The organism is Rhodococcus sp. NPDC127593 (genome assembly GCF_042671975.1).
Taxonomy (GTDB): Bacteria; Actinomycetota; Actinomycetes; order Mycobacteriales; family Mycobacteriaceae; genus Rhodococcus_F.
Genome location: NZ_JBHXWI010000043.1, coordinates 71998 through 94556 on the forward strand (window position 1 = coordinate 71998; position 22559 = coordinate 94556).

A 22559-nucleotide genomic window follows, 5' to 3' on the forward strand; every position below is an offset into this window, starting at 1 on the left:
GGGGAGTTACAGGGAGACCGGAACTTCGGCCTCCGGGAGTTCGGGTGCCCGCGTCGCCCGCGCGTACACGGTCTCGCCTTCCTGCAGACCGAGCGCCGCGCTGTCGCCGCGAGTAACCTGCGCGGAAAAGGGTTCACCGGTCGCCTCGTTGCGCAGATCCACCCGCACCTCGAACCCCAGGTGCACCACTCGCTCGACGGTGGCCCGCGTGACGCCGAGCGACTCGGCCGTGCCGGCCTTCTGGGCGAGGGCCAGGTCGGGATCGCGGCCGAGGCGGATGTCGTGCGGGCGGACCAGCTGACCGTTGAGCTTGGCCACCGACCCGAGGAACGACATCACGAAGTCGTTGTGGGGACGGTCGTAGAGGTCTGCCGGTTCGCCGATCTGCTCGATCCGGCCCTTGTTGAGGACCGCGATCCGGTCGGCGACGTCGAGCGCCTCCTCCTGGTCGTGGGTGACCAGCACGGTGGTCACGTGCACCTCGTCGTGCAACCGGCGCAGCCAGGTGCGCAGGTCAGTGCGGACCTTCGCGTCGAGCGCGCCGAACGGCTCGTCGAGGAGAAGCACCTTCGGGTCCACGGCCAGGGCCCGCGCGAGCGCCATCCGCTGACGCTGACCGCCGGACAGTTGCGCCGGATAGCGATGCTGGAAGCCGTCGAGGCCGACGATCTCGAGAAGCTCGTTGACCTTCTTGTCGATCTCCGGCTTGGGTCGCTTGCGGATCTTCAGACCGAACGCGACGTTGTCACGCACCGTCATGTGCTTGAACGCCGCGTAGTGCTGGAACACGAAGCCGATGTCCCGCTTCTGCGGGGAGATGTCGGTGACGTCGTTCCCGCCGATCACGACGGTGCCGGAGTCGAGGGACTCCAGGCCGGCGATGGATCGGAGCAGCGTCGACTTGCCCGAACCACTGGGCCCGAGGAGCGCGGTCAGCGAACCCGAGGGGATGTCGATGGTGACGTCGTCGAGAGCAGCAAAGGACCCGTAGTTCTTCCGGGCGCCGGTCACGGTAATCATGTGGTGCTCCTCTTGCGGTCGAGCAGAGTCATCAGAAGCAGGGTGATCAGCGCAATGCCCATCAGCAGGGTGGCTGCGGAGTACGCACCGAACGTGTTGTGGTCGTCGATGTAGCGCGAGTGCACGAGCAGGGTCAAGGTCTGCGACACACCGGGGAAGCCGGAGGACACCATGATCACCGCACCGAACTCGCCCAGCGAGCGGGCGACGGTCAGGACCACGCCGTAGGTGAGGCCCCAGCGGATGGCGGGCAGGGTGATCAGCCAGAACGTCTGCCAGCGGCTCGCACCGAGCGTCGCGGCGGCCTGTTCCTGCTCCTCGCCGATCTCGTGCAGCACGGGCTCCACCTCCCGCACGACGAACGGCAACGTCACGAAGAGGGTGGCGATGACCATGCCGGGAAGCCCGAAAATCACCTTGAACCCCAGCGATTCGAGCCCGCCGAACCACCCGTTGGCGCCCCACAGCAGGATCAGCGACACACCGACCACGATCGGCGAGACGGCGAACGGAAGGTCGACCACCGCCTGCACCAGGCCGCGCCCGGGGAATCGGCCCCGGACCAGCGCGAGGGCCGTGACGATCCCGAACACCACGTTCACCGGGACGACGATGGCCACGATCAGCAGGGACAGATTGAGCGCGGAGATCGCGGCGGGGGTGCTGATCGACTGGACGAACGCGCCGATCCCGTTCTCGAACGTGCGGAACAGGATGATGACGATCGGCACCACCAGCAGGCCGAACAGATAGAGCAGCGCGACCGCGCGCAGGGTGATCCGGGTGGACCCAGAGAGCTTCATTCCGCCTGCTCCTCACGACGCTGCCCCCGGCTGGCGAAGACCCGGAGGGCGAACAACGTCACGAACGCGATGGCCAGGAGAGCCACCGACACGGCCGCCGCGGCGGCCGGCCGATCGATTTCGATCTGCTGTTGAATGTACTGGGAAGCGACCTGGGTCTCTCGGGGAATGTTTCCGCCGATCAGGACGACGGATCCGTACTCGCCGATCGCGCGGGCGAACGCGAGCCCCGCGCCGCTGATGATGGCCGGGGTCAGGGTCGGCAGCACGACTCGCCGGAAGATCGTCACGTTGTCCGCGCCGAGCGAGGCCGCGGCCTCTTCGACTTCCCTGTCCACCTCGATCAGCACCGGCTGCACCGAGCGGACGACGAACGGCAGCGTCACGAATGCCAGCGCCACGATCAGACCGGGTTGCGTCGCGTTGAGGTGGACGCCGATCGGGCTCTCCGGGCCGTACAGCGACAGCAGCACGATGCTGGCCACGATGGTCGGCAACGCGAACGGCAGGTCGATCAGCGCGTTGACGACCCGCTTGCCGGGAAATTCGTCGCGCACCAGAACCCACGCGATGAGCGTGCCCATGATCACGTTGATCACGGCCACCACCACCGACACCACGACGGTGACGCGCAGGGACGCCACCGCCACGGGCGCGGTGATCGCGTCCACGAAGCCGCCGATCCCGTCGCCGAACGAGGCCACGGTGAGCGCGGCAAGTGGCAGGACCACGATGACGCTCAGCCAGAGCGTCGCGATGCCGATGCCGAGCGGTCCCACCGCACCGGTGACCCGGGCGATCTTCTTGCGCGCGGGCGGAACGGGCGGAGACGGCACCGTGGTGCCGCGTCCGCCCGTCGCCGTCGTCGTCGTGTCGCTCACGTCGGTCTTACTTGGTTGCGTTGTCGTAGATCACTGCGATGGACCCGGTGTCCTTGGCGAACACCTCGGAGTCGACCTTGGACCAGCCGCCGAGATCGGCGATGGTCCACAGCTTGGCCGGCTCCGGGAACTTGTCGGCAAACTCCGTGGCCACTGCGGGATCGACCGGGCGGAATCCGGCCTCGCCCCACAGCTTCTGGCCCTCGGTGGTGTAGAGGAAGTCCTTGAACGCGTTGGCCTTCTCCAGGTTCTTGCTGTTCGACAGCACCGCGACCGGGTTCTCGATCTTGAACGTGGTCGGCGGGGTCACGTGCTCGACGGGGTCACCGTTGCCCTCGATGAACAGCGCCTCGTTCTCGTAGCTGAGCAGCACGTCACCGGTGCCCTGCAGGAACGCCTCCGACGCCTCGCGGCCCGACTTCGGCTGAATCTTCACGTGGTCGTTCACCAGCGAGGTGATGTAGGCGAGACCGGCGGCCGGGTCCTGGCCGCCGTTGCTCTTCGCCGCGTACGGTGCGAGCAGGTTCCACTTCGCGGATCCGGAGCTGAACGGGTTGGGGGTCACGACCTCGACGTCGGGACGCAACAGGTCGTCCCAGTCGTGGATGTTCTTCGGGTTGCCCTCACGCACGACGATGGTGACAACCGAACCGAACGGAATCCCGTTGTAGGCGTCCTGGTTCCAGCTCTTGTCCACCAGGCCGGCGTCGACGAGGCGGGTGATGTCCGGTTCGACGGAGAAGTTGACGAAGTCGGCCTCGGCGCCGTCCTTCACCTTGCGGGACTGGTCACCGGAGGCACCGTAGGACGGCTGGAAGGCCACACCCTTGCCCTCGTCGGTGGCGTTGAACGCGGGGATCAGCTTGTCGAAGCCCGGCTTCGGCACGGCGTACGCGTACAGGTTGATGGTGCCCGCGCTGCCGTCGGCACCGGCCGAGTCGCCGCCGGCGGTGTCGCTGGCGCCGCCGCTGCACGCGGTCAGCGCCACAGCTCCGAGCGTCACGAGGGCCGTGAGAAGACTACGAGAACGGCGTTTCATGGGAGAAACCTTCCTGGAGATCTGTCACAGAGGGGTGGTGCGAAACGTGGGAGGTGGTGCAAGAGGAGGAACGCAGGGATCGCCCGAACGGGAATCAGGAATGCGAACGAAATCAGCAGCACGAGACCGGTCGAGCGTGCGCGGTGTCACCCGCGCGCATTTCTGTGTGCGAGGGAGAAATCAACAACAGTCGATGTCGGCGACTGCGAGCATGCCGACAGCGATCAACGCCAATTCATGGCGGACCTGGTGTACAGCGGCTTCAGACACGCCGTGGACTGTAGCAGAGGCTGAACCAACCGCCCACATCGAACGGGATTTACCGGGTGACCAGCCAGGCGACCACGACGAGGACGAGCAGCGCGAGCAGCGCGAGTGTGACGCGTGAGCGCGGCATCAGGGTTCCTCCACCTTCGAGACGTCCCGCCTGAGCAGGACGAAGACTGCGGCCAGGCCACGATCGAGCAGCCACGCCAGTCCTCGGCACACCGGCACCATCACCAGCAGCACGAGAGCGACCTGCGGCACGAACGGGAGCCCGGCGATCCACAGCTCGAAGCCGTCCCACCAACTCGCCATCCGGTCCACCGTGCCACCCTATCGTTCGACGGCAGCTGGTCGGCGCACAGGTGGACGCCGTGACGACGACGGCCGATGATGAGCAGATGGTGTCTCTCGATGCGCACTCGGACGACCAGCCCCGCTCCGCCGCGCATCGCCACCGTCGCGCGTTTCCGCCGATCGACGATTACGCATTCCTGTCGGACTGCGAGACCACGTGCCTGATCGCCCGTAACGGGGCGGTCGAGTGGATGTGCATCCCCCGGCCCGACTCCCCCAGCGTCTTCGGCGCCGTCCTCGACCGCAGCGCGGGCCACTTCCGGATCGCACCGTACGGGCAGAACGTGCCCGCCGCCCGCCGCTACCTGCCGGGGGGACTGATCGTCGAAACGACGTGGCAGACCGAGACGGGGTGGCTCATCGTCCGCGACGCACTCGTCCTCGGTCCGTGGCACAACGTGGAGCAGCGGTCCCGTTCCCGCCGCCGCACCCCCACGGACTGGGATGCCGAACACGTCCTGCTGCGGACCGTCAAGTGCGTGAACGGCACCGTGGAACTGGAGATGAGCTGCGAGCCCGCGTTCGACTACCACCGCGGCGACGCGGTGTGGGAGTACACCGGCAAGGTCTACGAGGAAGCCACCGCCACCTGCAAGTCGAGCGGTCCCGGCGACCACCCGACACTCCGGCTGACCAGCAACATGAAGCTCGGGCTGGAAGGGCGCGAGGCCCGCGCCCGGACCCGGATGGTCGAGGACGACAACGTTTTCGTCGCACTGTCCTGGGCGCACATGCCGGCGCCGCAAACGTACGACGAGGCCGCCGAGAAGATGTGGCAGACGGCGAAGTTCTGGCGGGAATGGATCACGACCGGCCGCTTCCCCGACCACAAGTGGCGTGGCTACCTGCAGCGCAGCGCCCTGGCCCTGAAGGGGTTGACGTACGCCCCCACCGGCGCGCTGCTCGCCGCGTCGACCACGTCGCTTCCGGAAACCCCCGGGGGTGAACGGAACTGGGACTACCGCTACGCGTGGGTGCGCGATTCGACGTTCGCCCTGTGGGGTCTGTACAGCCTCGGACTCGACCGGGAGGCCGACGACTTCTTCGCGTTCCTCTACGACGTGTCCAGCGCCGACGACGGCAAGTACCGGCCGCTCCAGGTGATGTACGGCGTCGGCGGCGAGCGGACCCTCGTCGAGGAGGAGCTGCCGCACCTGTCCGGCCACGACGGCGCACGTCCGGTCCGGATCGGGAACGGTGCGTACGACCAGGACCAGCACGACATCTGGGGAACGATCCTCGATTCCGTGTACCTGCACGTGCGATCGCGCGAGCGGGTGCCCGAGACGCTGTGGCCGATGCTCAAACGTCAGGTCGAGGAGGCGATCGCGCACTGGCAGCTCCCCGACCGCGGCATCTGGGAGGTGCGCGGCGAGCCGCAGCACTTCACGTCGTCGAAGATCATGTGCTGGGTGGCGCTCGACCGGGGCGCGAAACTCGCCGAGCAGCAGGGCGAGACGAGTTACGCGGACCAGTGGGCCGAACTCGCCGACGAGATCAAGGCCGACATTCTGGGGCACGGCGTCGACGCACGCGGAGTCCTCACCCAGCGTTACGGCAGCGGCGAACTCGACGCTTCACTCCTCCTCGCTCCGCTCCTGCGGTTCCTGCCCGCCGATGACCCGCGCATCCGTGCGACCGTGCTCGCCATTGCGGACGAACTGACCGAGGGCGGGCTGGTGCTGCGCTACCGGGTGGAGACCACGGACGACGGGTTGACAGGCAAGGAGGGCACGTTCACGATCTGTTCGTTCTGGCTCGTGTCGGCGCTCGTGGAGATCGGCGAACTCGACCGCGCCAAACGCCTGTGCGAGCGGCTCCTCGGGTTCGCCAGCCCCCTCGAGTTGTACGCGGAGGAGATCGATCCCGAGTCGGGGCGGCACCTGGGAAACTTCCCGCAGGCGTTCACCCACCTCGCGTTGATCAACGCGGTCGTTCACGTCATCCGCGCCGAGGAGGCCGCGGCGGGCGGCTTCCACCCCGCCCACTACACGGTGTGATCAGGAGCCGACCGCCTCCAGTTGCGGCGTGATCCGGCCGAGCGAGTACTGCGCCAGCTCCGGGGTCAGGGTGAGGCGGCCCAGATTCGGCGCTACGGGTTACTCCGCGAAACGGTGTAGCAACCGCTCCGCGTCGGCCGCGATCTGCCGCACCACGACACCCGCCGGCCGCTCCGACGTGACGAGACCCGCCGCCTCCCCGGCGTACACGACACCGAGGTCGGGATTCGCGGGGTCGTAGGCGGTGGCGAGTTCGGTGTCGGGGGTGTCCGCGCCGTGCCAGCGGGACGTGAACTCGTTGCTCAGGGCCCGGCCGCCCCAGCGGGCGGGCCACGGCTGGCTGCGCGCCTGGTCGAACACCGACGTGTACACGGTGTCGGCGCTGCCCGCCGCGATCAGCTTGTCGCGGGCGTACTCCGGTCCGATGGTCTCGGGGCTGGCCAGCAGCGCGGTCCCGATCATCGCGCCCTCCGCACCGGCGGCGAGGACGGCGGCGAGACCGCGGCCGGTCGCGATGCCGCCCGCGGCGAGCACGGGCAGCGCGGTGGCGTCCAGGATCTCCTGCAGCAGCGGCAACGTCCCGATCCGGCCGGTGTGGCCACCCGCCTCGCCGCCCTGGGCGATGACGAAGTCGACGCCCGCCGCCTCCACGACACGCAGATCGTCGATCGTGTTGACCTGGGACACCACGAGCGCTCCCGTGGCGTGTACCCGCTCCACGTACGGGGCGGGATCACCGAACGACAGCGACACGACCCGCGGGTTCTCCGCCAGCGCGGCGTCGAGCAGAGCGTCGTCGTCGTCGAGCGCCCAGGTCATCAACCCGATGCCGAATGCGTCGCCGCCGATGCTCCGCGCGACCGCCGTCTCCTTCGCCACCCACTCCGGGGTGGCGTAGCGCGCGGCGCCGAGCAGGCCGAGCCCACCCGCCTTCGACACCTCGCCGACGAGGGTTCCGCCGGCCCGTCCGCCCATCGGGGCACCGAAGATCGGCACCTCGATTCCCAGCGTTCGGGTGAGCCAGGTTTCGAGGGCCACGGGACGCACCTACTTTCGATCAGACGTCGGCGGACAACACGATCGGGCGCCTACTTCTTCGGCTTGTCGCCGACCGACTCGGACGACAAGGCCGCCACGAAGGCCTCCTGCGGGACCTCGACCCGGCCGATGGTCTTCATCCGCTTCTTGCCCTCCTTCTGCTTCTCGAGCAGTTTGCGCTTGCGGCTGATGTCGCCGCCGTAGCACTTGGCGAGCACGTCCTTGCGGATCGCGCGGATGTTCTCACGGGAGATGATCTTCGACCCGATCGCCGCCTGGATCGGCACCTCGAACTGCTGACGGGGAATCAGCTCACGCAGCTTCGACGTCATCCGTCCGCCGTACGCGCCGGCGGCGGAGCGGTGCACGATCGACGAGAACGCGTCGACCGCCTCACCCTGCAGCAGGATGTCCACCTTCACCAGGTCGGCCTGCTGCTCGCCGGCCTCCTCGTAGTCGAGGCTGGCGTACCCCTTGGTCCGCGACTTCAGGGCGTCGAAGAAGTCGAACATGATTTCGCCCATGGGCATCTCGTAGCGAAGCTCGACACGGGTCTCGGACAGGTAGTCCATGCCGCCGAGTTCACCGCGCCGGTTCTGGCAGAGCTCCATGATCGCGCCGATGAATTCGCTCGGCGCGATGACGGTGCACTTCACCATCGGCTCGTAGACCTCGCGGATCTTGCCTTCCGGCCAGTACGACGGGTTGGTGACGACGTGCTCGGAGCCGTCCTCCATCACCACCCGGTACACCACGTTCGGCGACGTCGAGATCAGTTCGAGCCCGAATTCGCGCTCGAGGCGGTCGCGGGTGATCTCCATGTGCAGCAGTCCGAGGAATCCGCAGCGGAACCCGAACCCGAGTGCCACCGACGTCTCCGGCTCGTAGGCCAGGGCGGCGTCGTTGAGACGCAGCTTGTCGAGGGCGTCGCGCAGGACCGGGTAGTCCGAACCGTCGAGCGGGTAGAGGCCGGAGTAGACCATCGGCTTGGGGTCGCGGTACCCCACGAGGGGTTCCGTCGCACCGCCGCGCGCAGCGGTGACCGTGTCGCCGACTCGCGACTGCCGGACGTCCTTCACACCGGTGATGAGGTAACCCACCTCGCCGACGCCGAGGCCGATACTGGCCTTCGGTTCGGGCGAGATGATGCCGACCTCGATCAGTTCATGGGTGGTGCCCGTCGACATCATGGTGATCTTCTCGCGCGGCGAGATCCGGCCGTCGACGACGCGCACGTAGGTGACGACTCCGCGGTAGGCGTCGTACACCGAGTCGAAGATCATGGCGCGCGCCGGACCGTCGGGGTCGCCGACCGGGGCGGGGATCTGCCGCACGACCTCGTCGAGCAGTTCCTTGACCCCCATGCCCGTCTTGCCGGACACGCGCAGCACGTCGCCCGGTTCGCACCCGGTGATGTGGGCGATCTCCTCGGCGTACCGGTCGGGGTCGGCGGCGGGCAGGTCGATCTTGTTGAGCACCGGGATGATGGTGAGGTCCTTCTCCATCGCCAGGTACAGGTTGGCGAGAGTCTGCGCCTCGATGCCCTGCGCGGCGTCTACCAGCAGGACCGCACCCTCGCACGCCTCGAGTGCGCGGGAGACCTCGTACGTGAAGTCGACGTGCCCCGGAGTGTCGATGAGGTGGATGACGTACTCGTCGTCGCCCACCTTCCACGGGAGCCGGACGTTCTGCGCCTTGATCGTGATGCCGCGCTCGCGCTCGATGTCCATGCGGTCGAGGTACTGGGCACGCATCTGCCGCTCCTCGACCACACCGGTGAGCTGCAGCATTCGGTCGGCCAGCGTCGACTTGCCGTGATCGATGTGCGCGATGATGCAGAAATTCCGGATCCGGGCAGGATCCGTGAACGTCTTGTCGGCGAAGCTGCTGATGGGGGACCCCTTACCTGGACCGGCACCGGCCCGGTTCCGGACCACTGTCACCTGTCAGGATATCCAAGTCACCGCGTTGCGGCTGCCGCGGCATACACGCACTAAGCTCGGCGGCCATGGCGAGCACGTGGAGCAGCATCGGGAAGACGTTGGGCCGACTTGCACGGGACAAGGGCCCGCAGCTTCTCCGGCAGCTGCAGAAGTCCGGCGCGCTGGACCGCGCGGCCGGTGTCCTGACCGGGTCGACGGCCGCCGCGCCGAAGCCGGCCCCGGGTCGTCCGGTCACCGCGAACTCCGCCCCGACGGCCCATCGGGCACGGAAGGTGGAGTACTCCCCCGACCTGGACGGTCGCGCGGATCCCGGCGAAATCGTCTGGACGTGGGTGGCGTACGAGGAGGATCCGAGCCAGGGCAAGGACCGCCCGGTGCTCGTCGTCGGACGCGACGGCGACACACTGCTCGGGTTGATGCTGTCCTCGCAGAGCAAGCACGAGGGCGACCGGGACTGGATCGCGGTCGGCTCGGGGGCGTGGGATGCGGAGGGCCGTCCGAGCTGGATCCGCCTGGACCGGGTGCTGGACGTGCCGGAGGCGGGGATCCGCCGCGAGGGCGCCATCATGGCCCAGGACAAGTTCGAGATCGTGGCGCGGCGTCTGCGAGCGGACTTCAGCTGGCAGTGACGCCGTCACCGGCCCAGATCTTGGGCGATCATCTCGGCGATCGCGGTCATCGCGAGCGCGTTGGGATGTGCCGGTTCCGCGGGTGACTGCGGCAGGATGCCCTCGAACCACCGCCGCCCCGCGGGCGCGCAGGCATCGTGCCCACCGTCCACGGCGGCCTTCGCGATTTCGACGTAGTGCACGCCGTACCTGGCCGCGGCATCGACGTAGATCTGGTTGAACCGCTCGAAGTATCGCTCGAGCCAGACCGCGTCCGCGTCGGAAACGGGCATGTTCGGCCAGCAGCCGCGTCGTCCGACGGAACCGCCGTGCCCGATCAGGTAGACCTCGGCGTTCGGTGCCTTCGCGACGATCGCGGCCACCACGGCGTCGACCTGCGGCGCCATCGTCGCGATCCCCTCGACCGTGAGCTGCTCCGCCCGCGGGTTGTTGCGGCAACCGGCATCCGCTCCGGGAACGAGGGCGCCGCAGCGCACCGACACGGGCAGGTGATTGGACCCGCCCCCGCCGATGCTGAGCGTCACGACGTCGGTGTCCGCGCGGAGCGCGTCGATCTGCGGCGGAACGAAACGCGTCCCCACGAATTGCGGGGTGCTGATCACATGGGCAGGTGTGGCCGCGGAGCAGGTGACGTCGGTGACGGTGGCCGCGCCGATCAGCTGCGCCAGCTTCGCCGGGTAGTTCAGGTCCGGTGATCGCAGGCACAGGTCGCGGTGCTCGGAGAACTCGATGAGTGGCCCGGCCGCCCGGGAGTCGCCGAGGGCCACATATGTCGGTCCCGGCAGCGGCCTGTCCTCGGCGGACGCGGTCGCGGGGACCGCCCCGGTGAGCGCGAGAACGACGCACGTGAGAATTGCGGTTCGCAGGCCGCGCCTGTCCGGGACGGGACGGGCGGCGCTCAGCTCTGCAGGCGGTCGTAGCGGCCGAAAAGCGACCGGTAGGCCAGCGCGCCCACGGCGCCACCGATCAGCGGGAACACGATGAACAACCACACCTGGGCGAGTGCGCCGTTCTGGTACGGCGCGACGGCGAGGCTACGAGCAGGGTTGACGGACGTGTTGTCGATGGGGATCGACGCGAGGTGGATCACGGCGAGCGTGAATCCGATGGAGACACCGGCGAGGGGGACGTCGGAGATCTGGTCGGTGGACGCGAGGACCACGAACACCAGCAGCGCGGTGAGGAGGACTTCGACGATCATCGCCGCGCCGATGCCGTAGCCGTTCTCGATGACCCCGCCGAGCGGTCCCTTGATGGCGGACGGGCTGTGGGCGCCCCAGCCGTTGGCGCCGAGACCGTCGTCGGCCCGGTTGTACGAGGGCAGGCTCTGCGCGATCGCGTAGACCACCACACCGGCGACGAGACCGCCGATGACCTGGGCGACGACGTACAGTCCGGCCTTCACGACGGACAATCGGCCGAGCAGGAGGTGGCCGACCGTGACGGCCGGGTTGACGTGGCAGCCCGAGATGGGTCCGATGGCGTAGACGAGGAAGAGGAGCGTCAGTCCGAATGCCAGTGCCACACCGAGGTTCCCGACCTTGGCACCGGCGAAGACCGCAGTACCCACCGCCGAGAAGACGAGTACGAACGTACCGATCGCCTCTGCTACGTACTTCTTGAGGTCCGAGATCGGTTCGACTTCTACGTATTCCTGTGCGGTTGGAGACATTGAACCCACCTTCATCGAAATGGATCGTTAGTCCTGCTTTCCACGCATAGATCTGGGTGGCACTTTACGCCAGCCGTGTGATCTCCACGACGACTTCGAGATCTGTCGCCCGGCCGCCGGAGAAGATGCCCTTGAGCGGCGGAACGTCCGCGTAGTCCCGTCCGATACCCACCGACACGTGCTGTTCGTTCACCGCGACGGCGTTGGTGGGGTCGTATCCCCACCACGCGCCGGTCCACGCCTCCACCCAGGCGTGACTCTCCCCCGCCACCGTGTCGTCCACCGCCGCATCGGGTTTCGGATGCAGATAGCCGGACACGTAGCGACTCGGAATTCCCATGCTGCGCAGAAGGACCAGCGTCAGGTGCGCGTAGTCCTGGCACACGCCCTGCCGCTCGGCCCAGGCCTCGACCGCGGACGTGTGGACGCCCGTCGTGCCCGGAACGTAATCCATCTCCCGATGCACCCAGTCCGCCGCCGCGACAACGGCTTCGTCGGGGGTGCGGCCCTTGCGGAGGTCCCGGGCGATGGTGTCGAGCTTGCGGCTGCGCGGCACGAACGTGGTGTTGCTCAGCTGTTCGTTGAACCGGTCGGTGAGCGGCGGGCTGGCCAGCTCGTCCCAGTCCACCTTCTCCTCCGGCTCCCAGAACGGTTCGGTCTCGACCACGGACAGCCCGGTGACCTCGAGTTCCTTGTGCGGTGCGTGGAGATCGAACGCGGTGACGGCGGTGCCCCAGTAGTCGGTGTAGCGGTACGACCGCGTCGCGGGCGTCGTCTCCACGCGGTTCAGGATCACCGTCTGCCTGCTGTCACCGCGCGGGGTGAGTCGCGCCTCGTTGTACGAGGACGTGACCGGTGCGTCGTAGGCATACCCGGTGGTGTGCACGACTCTCATACGCCAGCTCACAGCTCTCCCTCCACGACGGCTTCGCCGCCGACGGCCCGTGCATCGGTCCACGCCACCCACGGCGCGGCGTGAAAATACTGCAGCGCGATGGCTTCTCCGAGCTCGCGGCAGGTTTCCTGCAACCCCGCGAGCCGATCCTGGAGATCCTCGAGGAGCACGCCGGGCGGCAGGAACTCGAGTTCGCTCCGGGCCCTGCCGAGGAGTCGCTGCGCCTCGGCTCTGGGTCCGACGCGGCTGTCGGGCTGGTGGTCGAGCTCGGCGAGGCACAACTCCGCCTGCCGGATGGCGTGGAACACCGACCGCGGAAACAGCCGGTCCAGCAGGATGAACTCGACCACCCGGTTGGCGTCCAGCGCGCCGCGGTACGTGCGCAGGTAGGTGTCGTGGGCTCCCGCGGAGCGCAGCACCGTCACCCACGCCGGCGAGGACGGGCGGTCACCCGCACGGGACAACAGCATCCGCGCGAGCATGTCGACGCGTTCGATCGAGCGGCCGAGCAGCAGGAAGCGATATCCGTCGTCGCGGCTCATCGTCGAATCGGCCAGACCCGCGAACATCGCCGCGCGTTCCTCCACGTATCGGAAGAACTCGTGCGGCCCGAGACGCTTGGACGCCCGCTCCCGTTCGGCGAGGCCGTTGTACGTGGTGTTGAGGCACTCCCACATCTCGCTGGACGTGACCTCCCGGGCGCCCCGCGCGTTCTCACGGGCGCTGGCGAGGGAGTCGATGATCGAGCCCACCTGGTTGCGGCTGAACGCCACCAGTTCCGTCACCGACCGGACGTCGAGCTGCGTGTCGGGCGCTTCGATGCCGAGCACCCGCAGCAGCAACCGGGACGTGCGGTCCGGGTCCACCGAGGCGTCGTCGAGCAGCTGGTGCACGGCGACGTCGAGAATGCGGGCCATGTCGTCGGCCCGCTCGACGTACCGGCCGATCCAGTACAGCGATTCCGCGTTCCTCGCCAGCATCAGCGATCACCTCCCTGGCCCTGTTGCTGCTGCTGTTGCTGTTGTTGCTGCAGTTGAGTCGTGCTGAGTTCGGGTCCCTGCTCGGCCTCGGCGGACTGCGCCGGCTCAGCCACGAGCTCCTCACCTGCGAGTTCCCGCTCTTCGTCGGAACTCCTGCTCGCGAGCACCCACGTGTCCTTGCTGCCACCGCCCTGGCTGGAGTTCACGACGAGGGACCCCTCGGGCAGGGCCACCCGGGTGAGGCCGCCCGGCAGCACCCACACGTCGTCACCGTCGTTGACCGCGAAGGGCCGCAGATCGACGTGCCGGGGCACCAGTTCGTCCCCGACCTTCGTGGGCACCGTGGACAGCTGGACGACGGGCTGCGCGATCCACCCGCGCGGGTCCGCCTTGATCTTCCGGGCAATCGTGTTCAGTTCCTTGGGTGACGCGTCGGGGCCGAAGACGATGCCGTAGCCGCCGGAACCCTCCACCGGTTTGATCACCAGTTCGTCGACCCGGTCCAGGACCTGCTCGCACTCCTCGCCGAGCCAGCAGCGGAACGTGTCGACGTTCGCGAGCAAGGGCTTCTCACCGAGGTAGTAGTCGATGATCTGCGGAACGTACGTGTAGACGAGTTTGTCGTCGCCGACCCCGTTCCCGACGGCACTCGAGATGACGACATTGCCCGCCCGGGCCGCGTTCAGCACGCCGGCCACCCCGAGCACGGAGTCCGGCCGGAAGTGCATGGGGTCGAGGTAGTCGTCGTCGATGCGGCGGTAGATGACGTCGACCTGGCGTTCGCCCTCGGTCGTGCGCATGTAGACCATGTTGTCGCGGCAGAACAGGTCACGGCCCTCGACCAGTTCGACACCCATCTGGCGCGCGAGCAGCGAATGCTCGAAGTACGCGGAGTTCGCGACACCGGGTGTCAGCACCACGACGGTCGGGTCGGCCTCGTTGAGGGCGGCGGAAGCGCGCAGCGCCCGCAGGAGGTGGGAGGCGTAGTCACCGACGGACCGTACGCGGTGCGACATGAACAGGTCGGGGAACACCCGCGCCATCGTGCGGCGGTTCTCCATGACGTACGACACTCCCGACGGCGAACGCAGGTTGTCCTCCAGGACCCGGAACACCCCGTTCTCGTCGCGGACGAGATCGATTCCGGCGACGTGGATCCGCACCCCGTTCGGCGGGACGATCCCCGAGGCCTCCCGGTGGAAGTGCTCGCACGAGGTGACCAATCTCTTCGGCAGCACGTGGTCACGCAGGATGCGCTGTTCCCCGTACACGTCGTCGAGGAACATCTCGAGCGCCTTGACGCGCTGCTTGATGCCCTTCTCGAGACGCGTCCACTCGGCAGCGGCGATGACCCGCGGCACCAGATCGAGTGGGAAGGGTCGTTCCTGACCGGACAGCGAGAACGTCACGCCCTGGTCGATGAACGCCCTGCCCAGGGCCTCGGATCGGGCGGCGAGGTCGGCTCGGTCCGCGGGCTCGAGTGCCTTGAAGACGCCCTTGTAGGGCGGGCGGACGGTGCCGTCGCGGTCGAACATCTCGTCGAACGCCAGCCCGTAGCGCCCGACGTCGGTGTACCCGTCGAACACGTGGGCGGGTTCTGCGGGCTTGCGCGGACGGGCGGTCACCCGCGTCCGCGGCTGCGTTCCCGATGCCTTCGCACCCGCCTGCGTGCTTGCCCCCGATTTTCGGACGGGGGCTTTCGAGGTTGCCGACGATTTCGTTACTGTTGACGACTTCGATGCTGGGGGCGTCATCCCAGACATGCTGCTACATGTACACCCGTTCAGCAGCACAGCCGCAGGATTTGTCGGCGCGTCCGGCGCCGGTTTGAGATCGGACACCGATCACTGGTAATCTCGCCTGTCGGTGCATATGTGTGCGCCCACAGCTTTCTCGACCGTAACCAGCTTAAGACGACAGGATTTTACGCGTGGCCAACATCAAGTCCCAGGTGAAGCGGATCCGTACCAACGAGGCGGCCCGACTCCGTAACCAGTCGGTGAAGTCCTCGCTGCGCACGGCGATCCGCTCGTTCCGCGAGGCTGCGGCGGCCGGTGACAAGGACAAGGCCAACGAGCTCCTCGTCGCCACCAGCCGCAAGCTCGACAAGGCAGCCAGCAAGGGCGTCATTCACGCCAACCAGGCTGCCAACAAGAAGTCTGCTCTCGCGCAGGCTGCCAGCAAGATCTGACGGTTCTTCCGTCATAGGCTCTCCAACAGCCGCTCGATCCTCGGATCGAGCGGCTGTTGTCGTGTCTCCGTCAGATCTGGCGTAGCCGGGAGACGCGTCCCACCGCACTCTCGACGGCGTAGTCCGCGTCGGCCGCCGCGCCCTTGACATCGGCGTTCAGCGAGGCCACGATGCGCAGCGCGTCCCCCACCGACGTGGGCGTCCATCCCTTCGCGAGGGCTTGCGCCTTCTTGATCTTCCAGGGCGGCATGCCCAGTTCCGACGCCATCCGGAACGGGTCTCCCCGCCCCGCCGGGGCCACCCGGGCGATCGAGTGCACCGCGTCGGCCAGCGCGTCGGCCAGCAGCACGTGGGGTACGCCGCGCAGCATCGCCCAGCGCAGCGCCTCGATCGCACCCGCGGTGTCGCCGGCGACGGCCTTGTCCGCGACGTCGAATCCGCTCACCTCGGCCTTGCCCGCGTAGTACCGCTGGACGGCGGCGACGTCGATCTTTCCGCCGGTGTCTGCCGTGAGCTGCGAGCACGCGGCGGCCAGTTCACGCAGATTCGAGCCGACCCCCTCGAACACGCTCTGGACCACTTCCGGCGACACCCGGATCTCGAGGGTGCGGAACTCGCCGCGGATGAACCCGATGAGGTCGCCGGACTTCAGTTTGGCGCACGGGTGCACCACGGCTCCGAGTTTCTCCAGCGCCCCGGTCATCGCTTTCGCACGTCCGCCGCCCGAGTGCAGGACCACCAGGACGACGCCCGGAGGTGGGTCGCCGGCTGCATCGAGGATCAGTGCCACCGCGTCCTTGCCCGCCTCGGCCGCGGCCTCCAGCACCACCACGCGGTCTTCGGCGAACAGGGAGGGGCTGAGCAGTTCGGCGAGTTCGGCCGCCCCGGCATCGCCCGCCCTCAACCGGTTGACGGGAAGGTCCGCGCCCGCGGCCACGTCCGCGCTCGCGCGGACCTGGCCGATGACCTGCGCCACCGCGCGTTCGACGAGGAACTCCTCGTCACCGAGGACCAGATGGAGCTGTTCGAGCTGAGTTGGAGTGCTCACGCGAAGATCGTGCCACGTGTGGCGGACACGTTCGCCGACACCCCGGGGCCGGCACCGAGCAGGCCGAACACGGGCGATCGCCACGCAGCGGTCGCGTCAGCGGTGGACACTCGATCATATGACCGCGGAAACCGAGGTGGACGGCGTCACCCGCGAGGACTACGCGCACATGATCGACCTCGACGACGATCGCACGGCAGGGCAACGGTACGAGCTGAGTTTCCGGTACACCTGCCGCGACGGGCTGCTCCTCCGATGGTCGGTGCAACTGGTGGCCCGCTGTTCGGCCTCCGGACATGCCGAGACACTGTTCGCCGGCGGTCGATCCGCCCTCGAACCCGCATCGCCCTCGCGTCGCGACGTTGCGGCGACCAACTCCGGCGACGACTTCGACACGGCATGCGACTTCTACGAGCACCGATGGCGGGCCCTGCTCGATCCGGCGGGCGGCAGCCCGAGAGGTGAGACCGAGCAGCGTCACCTGTCCGACGCGCTCACCCTGTACGGGCGTACGTGGCGCAACGCCGCCGGGCGCACGGTCGCCGACCGGCTCGCGTCGTTCGCGAATGTCACCGTGCTCGCCCTGGGCACCGACCCCGCATTCCACGTCATGCGCCGCACCGCCGCCCACTACCCCGACCCGGTCGTCCTCGCCGTCTACCGACCCGTCGGGCAGCGCATCGACCTCAGCCTCGTCGACACCGCGACCGTGGAGGCGTTGATCGACGACCCCGGCCCGCTGCGCACCGGACCGGACACCAGCGCAGGTGCCCTGCTCACGGGCGAAGGATCCGCCGGATTGCTGCATCCCGGCTACATCGGCTCCACCACCACCGCCGGCGTGACCGAACTGACTCCGCCACCCCCGGTCAGCTGACCACTTCGCGGGTCAGGAGGTCGACCACCGCCGCCAGCGTGCCGACGCGCGCGAACTCTGCCCGTTGCCGCTCGGCGCCCGTGCCCTCCCGCAGCACGGTGTCGAGACCCGCCTCGAGGAACGCCCGATCACTCGCGCCGAGCCCCGGGGCCACGCACTCGTTCAGCAATTCCAACTGCCGGCGAATCGGCAGGGACCGATCCGTCGCCGGGCTCGTGCATTCCCCGTCGAGTCCGTCACGGGCCGCGCGCCACAACTGCGCCCGCAGCAGCTCGGCGCGCAGCCACGGCACGGTGACGCCCTCCTCCAGCGACCGCAGCGCCCATCCGACGAGCCCCTTCACGACTACCGCGTAGAGCGCCGCGTGCGCCGCGGTCATGGCGACGTCCGCGATCCGGACCTCGATGGTCGGCTGCTTGTCGGAGAGCCGGACGTGCCAGTAAATCATTCCCCGATCCATCGCGGCACCGGTTCCGATCATGGCGCCGACCGTCGCCTCGTATTCGTCCGCGGAGTCGAAGTGGGGCGGCGGCCCCGCCGACGGCCACCGCGACCACATGATGTGCCGCCAACTGTGATACGCGGTGTCGTGCCCACTGTGGAACGGCGAGTTCGCGGCAAGCGCGAGCAGTACGGGCAGCCAGCTGCGAACCAGGTTGCTCACTCGCACACCGACGTCGCGGCTCGGGATTCCCACGTGCACGTGACAGCCGCACGTGGTCACCGTGTCCACGATCGACCCGAAGTGGCGGGCCATCTCCTCGTACCGCGGGCTCGGGGTGATCGCCGGGGGTAATCCCTCGACGATCAGGGACGTCCCGCTGGGCAGCAGCAACAGGTCGCGTCCCGCGGCGGCCTTCGCCAGCCGGCGTCGCAGGCTGCGCAGCTCCTGGTGCAGTTCCTCCCCGGTGTGGCACACACCCGTCGCCGTCTCGATCTGACATCGGGCGAGTTCACGCTGAAGCCCGTGAATGTCGTGGCCGGCCTCCGCGACGACGTCGGGTCCCGCGGCGGAGAGGTGACCGGACGCGTCGACGAGGAAGAACTCCTCCTCGACTCCCACACTGAGGTCGCGACCCGATTCCGTTGCTGCAGGACTCATTCAGCAGGTATCCCCCGTTCCGCGGATACGAAACCGGGGCGCCGCCGCTCAGGTGAAACCGATGACTTCCTCACCCCAGGCCCGGCGTAGCTCCCGGTCCGGATCGGCGACGACCGCGTCGGACTTGCCGATCAGCAGGGTCGTGCGATCCGCCTCGTCGTACCGCGGCCAGCCGACCTCGGCTCCCGTTCCGTCCGGCGTGCCCTCGGTGGCGAACGACAGCCACCGTCGCTGGATCCGCGCCGACACGTGCCCGGCGGTTCGGTGCCCACCGAGCTTGAACGTGGGATCGTGCGGGACGACGCCGAAGTTCCCGAAGACGTACGGCACCTCGGTGCCGTGGGTGGCGCCGATCCGCGCGGCGCGCAGGAACGGTGTCGCATAGTCGAAGCGGTACAGCCAGGTCGGGGCGACGCGGCTGTGCGCCTCCGCGATCCACAGCGTCGGCATCCGGAACGCGGCGTCCCGCGAGATCTCCATGGCCGAGCGCCTCTTCGGGTAATCGGGATACGCGGCCGCCACCTCCTGTTCCTCGTCCGCCCGGAGGTCGGGATGGTCGGCGGCGATCGCCACGAACATCTCATGCACGGCGTCCGGGGTGATCGGCATCAGAGGCGACTTCATCAGCCGGAACATGGACGCCTCGTCCTTGTTCGTCCCGATCAGCAGCGGGATTCGATGCGCGAGGCCTTTGCGGAATGCCGCCACCGGGTAGTGCGGGACCACGTCGCCGTCGACGGTCGGGGCAACCGCCAGAGTGCCGGGGACCCGCGCGGGCACCTGCTGGACGAGTTCGACGCAGGCCTTCGTCAGCACGTCGACGGGCAGGTCGCGGAGACGGCCCGCGTCGGCGGGCGCGATGTCGAGCAGCTCGAGGAACGATTCGGCGATGCTCGCGGCGCGGTCGCTGCCGTACACGGACGTCGCGGGCGAACTCTCGGCGATCGCGCGATGGAACAGTCCCTCGGCCGGTGGGGACGTCATCAATGTGGTGACCGCGCCGCCACCGGCGGACTCCCCGAACAGCGTGACGTCGCCCGGATCGCCGCCGAATGCCGCGATGTTGTCGCGAACCCAGGTCAGTGCCGCGACCTGATCGCGCAGGCCCAGGTTCGTGTCGAACGGATGCTCCTCGGTCGAGAACGAGGAGAAGTCCAGGAAACCCAGCGCACCGAGCCGGTAGTTGAACGTGACCACCACGACGTCGCCGCGATCGACCAGACGAGTCGGATCGAACATGCGCTGTCCGGACGAACCGAGGTAATACGCCCCGCCGTGGATCCACACCATCACCGGCCGCGGTCGCTCGGTATCCGTGGCGGGGGCGAAGACGTTCACGGTGAGGCAGTCTTCGTCGATGGTCAGACCGGGATCGATGGGCAGCGGGCCGTGCTCGTTCTGCGGTGCGATCGAGCCGAACCGGGAACAGTCGCGCACCCCGGCGAACGGTTCGGGCGCGCGCGGGGCGCGGAGCCGCCACTTGCCCACCGGCGGCGCGGCGTAGGGAATGCCTTTCCATGACCGAACGCCGTCGAGGCGGACGCCCCGCAGCGTTCCCTGGCCGATGGTCACATGTGGGTCCTCGGTGCGCGAAACCATGACGTCATCTTCGCCCGGGACGACCGCCCCCGGAGTCCGATCGAGAATTCCTCCGGCCCGGACCTGCGGCGACCTCCCACTCTGGCACACTGAATCGGTGAGCCGGGCACATGCCCGCACGCTGGAGGAACGATGCGAGACACAGCGCCCGATACGACGCGCGCGCAGGCTGTCGGCAGGTCGGCCGCGACGTTCGCGGCCCTCGCCGATCTTCTCTACGCGGGCCAGGATTTCGGGCACGTCCACCAAGCCATCTGCGACGCAGCGCCACTACTCGTCGAGGGCTGTGACCACGCGAGCCTGATGCTCCGGGAGGATTCCCGCTTCGTGACGGCCGCGGCCAGCGACGACGTGGCCGCCCGCGTCGACGAGTTCGAGCGCGACGAGAACGAGGGACCGTGCGTCGATGCCATCGTCAGCGACACGCCCCAGTTCGAGACGGACCTCTCCAGCACGTCGCAGTGGCCGCGGCTGTCGGCGCGGGTGCTGGCCCACACGCCGGTGCGCGGTGCGGCCGGATTCCGCCTCGTCATCCTCGGGCGCAAGGTCGGCGCTCTCGATCTGTTCTCCGACACGCCGGGAGCCCTGAACACCACGTCCGTCGAGCAGGGCATCATGCTCGCATCGTTCGCGGCGGTGGCGCTGGCGGCCGTCCACGAGCACGCCGAGGCCGAGACACTGCGGGCAGGCCTCGCCAGCAATCGGGAGATCGGGAAGGCCGTGGGTCTGCTGATGGCCTTCCACAATATTCCCGAGACTCAGGCGATGGAGATTCTCCGCACCACCTCGCAGGACATGAATCTCAAACTGGCGACGGTGGCGCAGGAAATCATCGCTCACCATCACCGGAAGGTGACCTGACCGCTGTCAGTCCACCTCCGGCGCATCGGGGTTACCCGCAATGCCGAGCATGGACAGGAGCATGCGGCAGTCGTCGGCGTCGAGTGACTGGGCAGCAACGACCCGCTGAGCTCTCCACACCTGCCCGGCGTCGAGCTCGTCGTCCACATCGAGATCTGTCCGCTCCGATTCCGACATCTCGCCCTCCAATGCGGGTGCGTTCCAAGACCGTTCACCTCAACATCTGCCACCGGATGGTAGTCGGTGTTTCGGTGTCGCATACGCACATCGGGAATCGAAGTCGAAACGATACAGAAGTCGTTCCGCCGTCGTCCCGCCGGGCGTCCCGAGCGGCGCATACTGGAAGCGAAAGCGACAGCGGCACAGCCGATATCAGGGATTTGTCAACGCCCGCAGCGGCTCGCTCAACTCGTTGGCGAAGAACTCGAAGAAGCCGTCGACGTCCGGCCCCGCGTTGATCAGTGCCAAATGATCGAATCCGGCGTCCACGAACGTACCTGCCACCTCGAGGTGCCGCCGGACGTCCGGACCGCACGCCATGGCGCCTCGGACGTCCTCGGTGCGGATCGACGACGACGCAGCCTCGAAGTTGATCGGATTCGGCAGTTCCGCTTGCACCTTCCATCCGGTCAACCCGAACCGGAACAACCGGTGCGCCGCCTCGACCGCGGATTCCTCGTCACGCGCCCACGCGAGAGGCACCTCCCCGTATCTCGGCCCCGACCCACCGGCCCCGGCGTAGGCCTTCACCAGATCCGGGTCCGGTTCGGTGGCGAAGAGTCCGTCACCGAGTTCCGCCGCGATCCCGACGGCCTCAGTGCCGCCCGCCGCGACTGCGATCGTGGGCGGCACGTCGGGGAGATCGAAGACGCGTGCGTCGTCGAGGGTGAGGTGCTTGCCCTCATACGAGTGGTAGCCGCCCGACCACAGCAGGCGGATGATGTCGATCGCCTCACGGAGCATCTGGTGCCGGATGGTCACCGACGGCCAACCGCCTCCGACGACATGTTCGTTCAGCCGTTCCCCCGAACCGAGTCCCAGGGTGAACCGACCCTCGCTGAGGACGGCGGTCGTGGCGGCGGCCTGCGCGATGATCGCGGGGTGATATCGGACGAACGGGCAGGTGACGCCGGTCGCCAGACCGATCCGGTCGGTCCGTGCCGCGGCGGCCGCGAGCATCGACCACACGAATCCCGAATGACCGTGACTGTAGAGCCAGGGGTGATAGTGATCGCTCACCTCGACGAAGTCGAAACCGGCCCGTTCGGCCTCCACCGCCTGCCGCACGATCTCCCGCGGATCGAACGTCTCGGCCATCAGCTTGAACCCCACCTGCATGTCGTCGTCCCTTCCTCGAGTG

At 68.1% G+C, this 22559-nt stretch carries 23 protein-coding genes; 5 read left to right on the top strand and 18 right to left on the bottom strand.

Annotation, left to right across the window (positions count from 1 at the left end; translation table 11 throughout):
- Positions 1-6: 6 nt before the first annotated feature.
- The 6 genes from ACFVJ3_RS33630 to ACFVJ3_RS33655 form a co-directional block, all read right to left on the bottom strand.
- Entirely contained in the window at positions 7-1020 is a 1014-nt protein-coding gene (locus ACFVJ3_RS33630; protein ID WP_378456174.1) for a sulfate/molybdate ABC transporter ATP-binding protein, read from the bottom strand.
- Positions 1017-1823, bottom strand: coding sequence for a sulfate ABC transporter permease subunit CysW (gene cysW, locus ACFVJ3_RS33635; RefSeq protein ID WP_005261260.1), 807 nt, complete (start codon positions 1821-1823; stop codon positions 1017-1019). Before cysW ends, ACFVJ3_RS33630 begins: the two co-directional genes overlap by 4 nt.
- Positions 1820-2704: a sulfate ABC transporter permease subunit CysT gene (cysT, locus tag ACFVJ3_RS33640; protein WP_378456175.1), complete on the bottom strand. Its 885-nt coding sequence runs from the start codon at positions 2702-2704 to the stop codon at positions 1820-1822. Before cysT ends, cysW begins: the two co-directional genes overlap by 4 nt.
- Positions 2705-2711: 7 nt before the next feature.
- Complete coding sequence (locus ACFVJ3_RS33645; RefSeq protein WP_378456176.1) at positions 2712-3743, bottom strand: sulfate ABC transporter substrate-binding protein; 1032 nt, start codon at positions 3741-3743, stop codon at positions 2712-2714.
- Between the two features lie 180 nt (positions 3744-3923).
- Positions 3924-4052 carry an Ms4533A family Cys-rich leader peptide gene (locus tag ACFVJ3_RS33650; RefSeq protein WP_368681004.1) on the bottom strand — a complete coding sequence of 43 codons (129 nt, stop codon included), beginning with the start codon at positions 4050-4052 and terminating at the stop codon, positions 3924-3926.
- A gap of 87 nt (positions 4053-4139) precedes the next feature.
- Positions 4140-4322: a hypothetical protein gene (locus ACFVJ3_RS33655; protein ID WP_005247996.1), complete on the bottom strand. Its 183-nt coding sequence runs from the start codon at positions 4320-4322 to the stop codon at positions 4140-4142.
- An 86-nt stretch (positions 4323-4408) separates the two neighbouring features.
- On the opposite strand from ACFVJ3_RS33655, the gene ACFVJ3_RS33660 reads away from it, so the two are divergent.
- Entirely contained in the window at positions 4409-6364 is a 1956-nt protein-coding gene (locus ACFVJ3_RS33660) for a glycoside hydrolase family 15 protein (protein ID WP_378456199.1), read from the top strand.
- 99 nt (positions 6365-6463) lie between these two features.
- Here the strand turns inward: ACFVJ3_RS33660 and ACFVJ3_RS33665 are convergent, their stop codons facing one another.
- Positions 6464-7402 carry an NAD(P)H-dependent flavin oxidoreductase gene (locus tag ACFVJ3_RS33665; protein WP_378456177.1) on the bottom strand — a complete coding sequence of 313 codons (939 nt, stop codon included), beginning with the start codon at positions 7400-7402 and terminating at the stop codon, positions 6464-6466.
- Positions 7403-7452: 50 nt separating this feature from the next.
- Entirely contained in the window at positions 7453-9345 is a 1893-nt protein-coding gene (gene lepA / locus ACFVJ3_RS33670) for a translation elongation factor 4 (protein WP_378456178.1), read from the bottom strand.
- 65 nt (positions 9346-9410) lie between these two features.
- On the opposite strand from lepA, the gene ACFVJ3_RS33675 reads away from it, so the two are divergent.
- The gene (locus tag ACFVJ3_RS33675) at positions 9411-9974 is read left to right on the top strand and encodes a type II toxin-antitoxin system PemK/MazF family toxin (protein WP_378456179.1); all 564 of its coding nucleotides are present in this window, start codon (positions 9411-9413) and stop codon (positions 9972-9974) included.
- Between the two features lie 5 nt (positions 9975-9979).
- Here ACFVJ3_RS33675 and ACFVJ3_RS33680 read toward each other — a convergent pair whose 3' ends face one another.
- The 5 genes from ACFVJ3_RS33680 to ACFVJ3_RS33700 form a co-directional block, all read right to left on the bottom strand.
- Positions 9980-10741, bottom strand: coding sequence for an SGNH/GDSL hydrolase family protein (locus ACFVJ3_RS33680; RefSeq protein WP_378456180.1), 762 nt, complete (start codon positions 10739-10741; stop codon positions 9980-9982).
- Positions 10742-10872: 131 nt separating this feature from the next.
- Entirely contained in the window at positions 10873-11646 is a 774-nt protein-coding gene (locus tag ACFVJ3_RS33685; protein WP_378456181.1) for an aquaporin, read from the bottom strand.
- Positions 11647-11710: 64 nt separating this feature from the next.
- Positions 11711-12541 carry a transglutaminase domain-containing protein gene (locus ACFVJ3_RS33690; protein ID WP_378456182.1) on the bottom strand — a complete coding sequence of 277 codons (831 nt, stop codon included), beginning with the start codon at positions 12539-12541 and terminating at the stop codon, positions 11711-11713.
- Positions 12542-12549: 8 nt separating this feature from the next.
- Positions 12550-13521, bottom strand: coding sequence for an alpha-E domain-containing protein (locus ACFVJ3_RS33695; protein WP_009473987.1), 972 nt, complete (start codon positions 13519-13521; stop codon positions 12550-12552).
- A complete protein-coding gene (locus ACFVJ3_RS33700) occupies positions 13521-15146 on the bottom strand; it encodes a circularly permuted type 2 ATP-grasp protein (RefSeq protein ID WP_378456183.1) in 1626 nt (541 codons plus the stop codon). The genes ACFVJ3_RS33695 and ACFVJ3_RS33700 overlap by 1 nt, the downstream gene beginning before the upstream one ends.
- A gap of 305 nt (positions 15147-15451) precedes the next feature.
- Here ACFVJ3_RS33700 and rpsT point away from each other — a divergent pair, with 305 nt between their 5' ends.
- On the top strand, positions 15452-15712 hold the full coding sequence (gene rpsT, locus ACFVJ3_RS33705) for a 30S ribosomal protein S20 (protein WP_378456184.1): 261 nt from the start codon (positions 15452-15454) through the stop codon (positions 15710-15712).
- Between the two features lie 70 nt (positions 15713-15782).
- Here rpsT and holA read toward each other — a convergent pair whose 3' ends face one another.
- Entirely contained in the window at positions 15783-16760 is a 978-nt protein-coding gene (gene holA / locus ACFVJ3_RS33710) for a DNA polymerase III subunit delta (protein WP_378456185.1), read from the bottom strand.
- Positions 16761-16878: 118 nt separating this feature from the next.
- Between holA and ACFVJ3_RS33715 the strand changes: the two genes are divergently transcribed.
- A complete protein-coding gene (locus ACFVJ3_RS33715) occupies positions 16879-17637 on the top strand; it encodes a hypothetical protein (protein ID WP_378456186.1) in 759 nt (252 codons plus the stop codon).
- Here the strand turns inward: ACFVJ3_RS33715 and ACFVJ3_RS33720 are convergent.
- Both ACFVJ3_RS33720 and ACFVJ3_RS33725 read right to left on the bottom strand, forming a co-directional pair.
- Positions 17630-18739: a glutamate--cysteine ligase gene (locus tag ACFVJ3_RS33720; RefSeq protein ID WP_378456187.1), complete on the bottom strand. Its 1110-nt coding sequence runs from the start codon at positions 18737-18739 to the stop codon at positions 17630-17632. The two genes, ACFVJ3_RS33715 and ACFVJ3_RS33720, sit on opposite strands and share 8 nt — an antisense overlap.
- Before the next feature lie 48 nt (positions 18740-18787).
- Positions 18788-20338: a carboxylesterase/lipase family protein gene (locus ACFVJ3_RS33725; RefSeq protein WP_378456188.1), complete on the bottom strand. Its 1551-nt coding sequence runs from the start codon at positions 20336-20338 to the stop codon at positions 18788-18790.
- 132 nt (positions 20339-20470) lie between these two features.
- Between ACFVJ3_RS33725 and ACFVJ3_RS33730 the strand changes: the two genes are divergently transcribed.
- Positions 20471-21199, top strand: coding sequence for an ANTAR domain-containing protein (locus tag ACFVJ3_RS33730; RefSeq protein ID WP_378456189.1), 729 nt, complete (start codon positions 20471-20473; stop codon positions 21197-21199).
- A 6-nt stretch (positions 21200-21205) separates the two neighbouring features.
- Here the strand turns inward: ACFVJ3_RS33730 and ACFVJ3_RS33735 are convergent, their stop codons facing one another.
- Both ACFVJ3_RS33735 and ACFVJ3_RS33740 read right to left on the bottom strand, forming a co-directional pair.
- Complete coding sequence (locus ACFVJ3_RS33735) at positions 21206-21376, bottom strand: hypothetical protein (protein ID WP_378456190.1); 171 nt, start codon at positions 21374-21376, stop codon at positions 21206-21208.
- Between the two features lie 195 nt (positions 21377-21571).
- Positions 21572-22537, bottom strand: coding sequence for an LLM class F420-dependent oxidoreductase (locus ACFVJ3_RS33740; RefSeq protein WP_378456191.1), 966 nt, complete (start codon positions 22535-22537; stop codon positions 21572-21574).
- Positions 22538-22559: the final 22 nt, after the last annotated feature.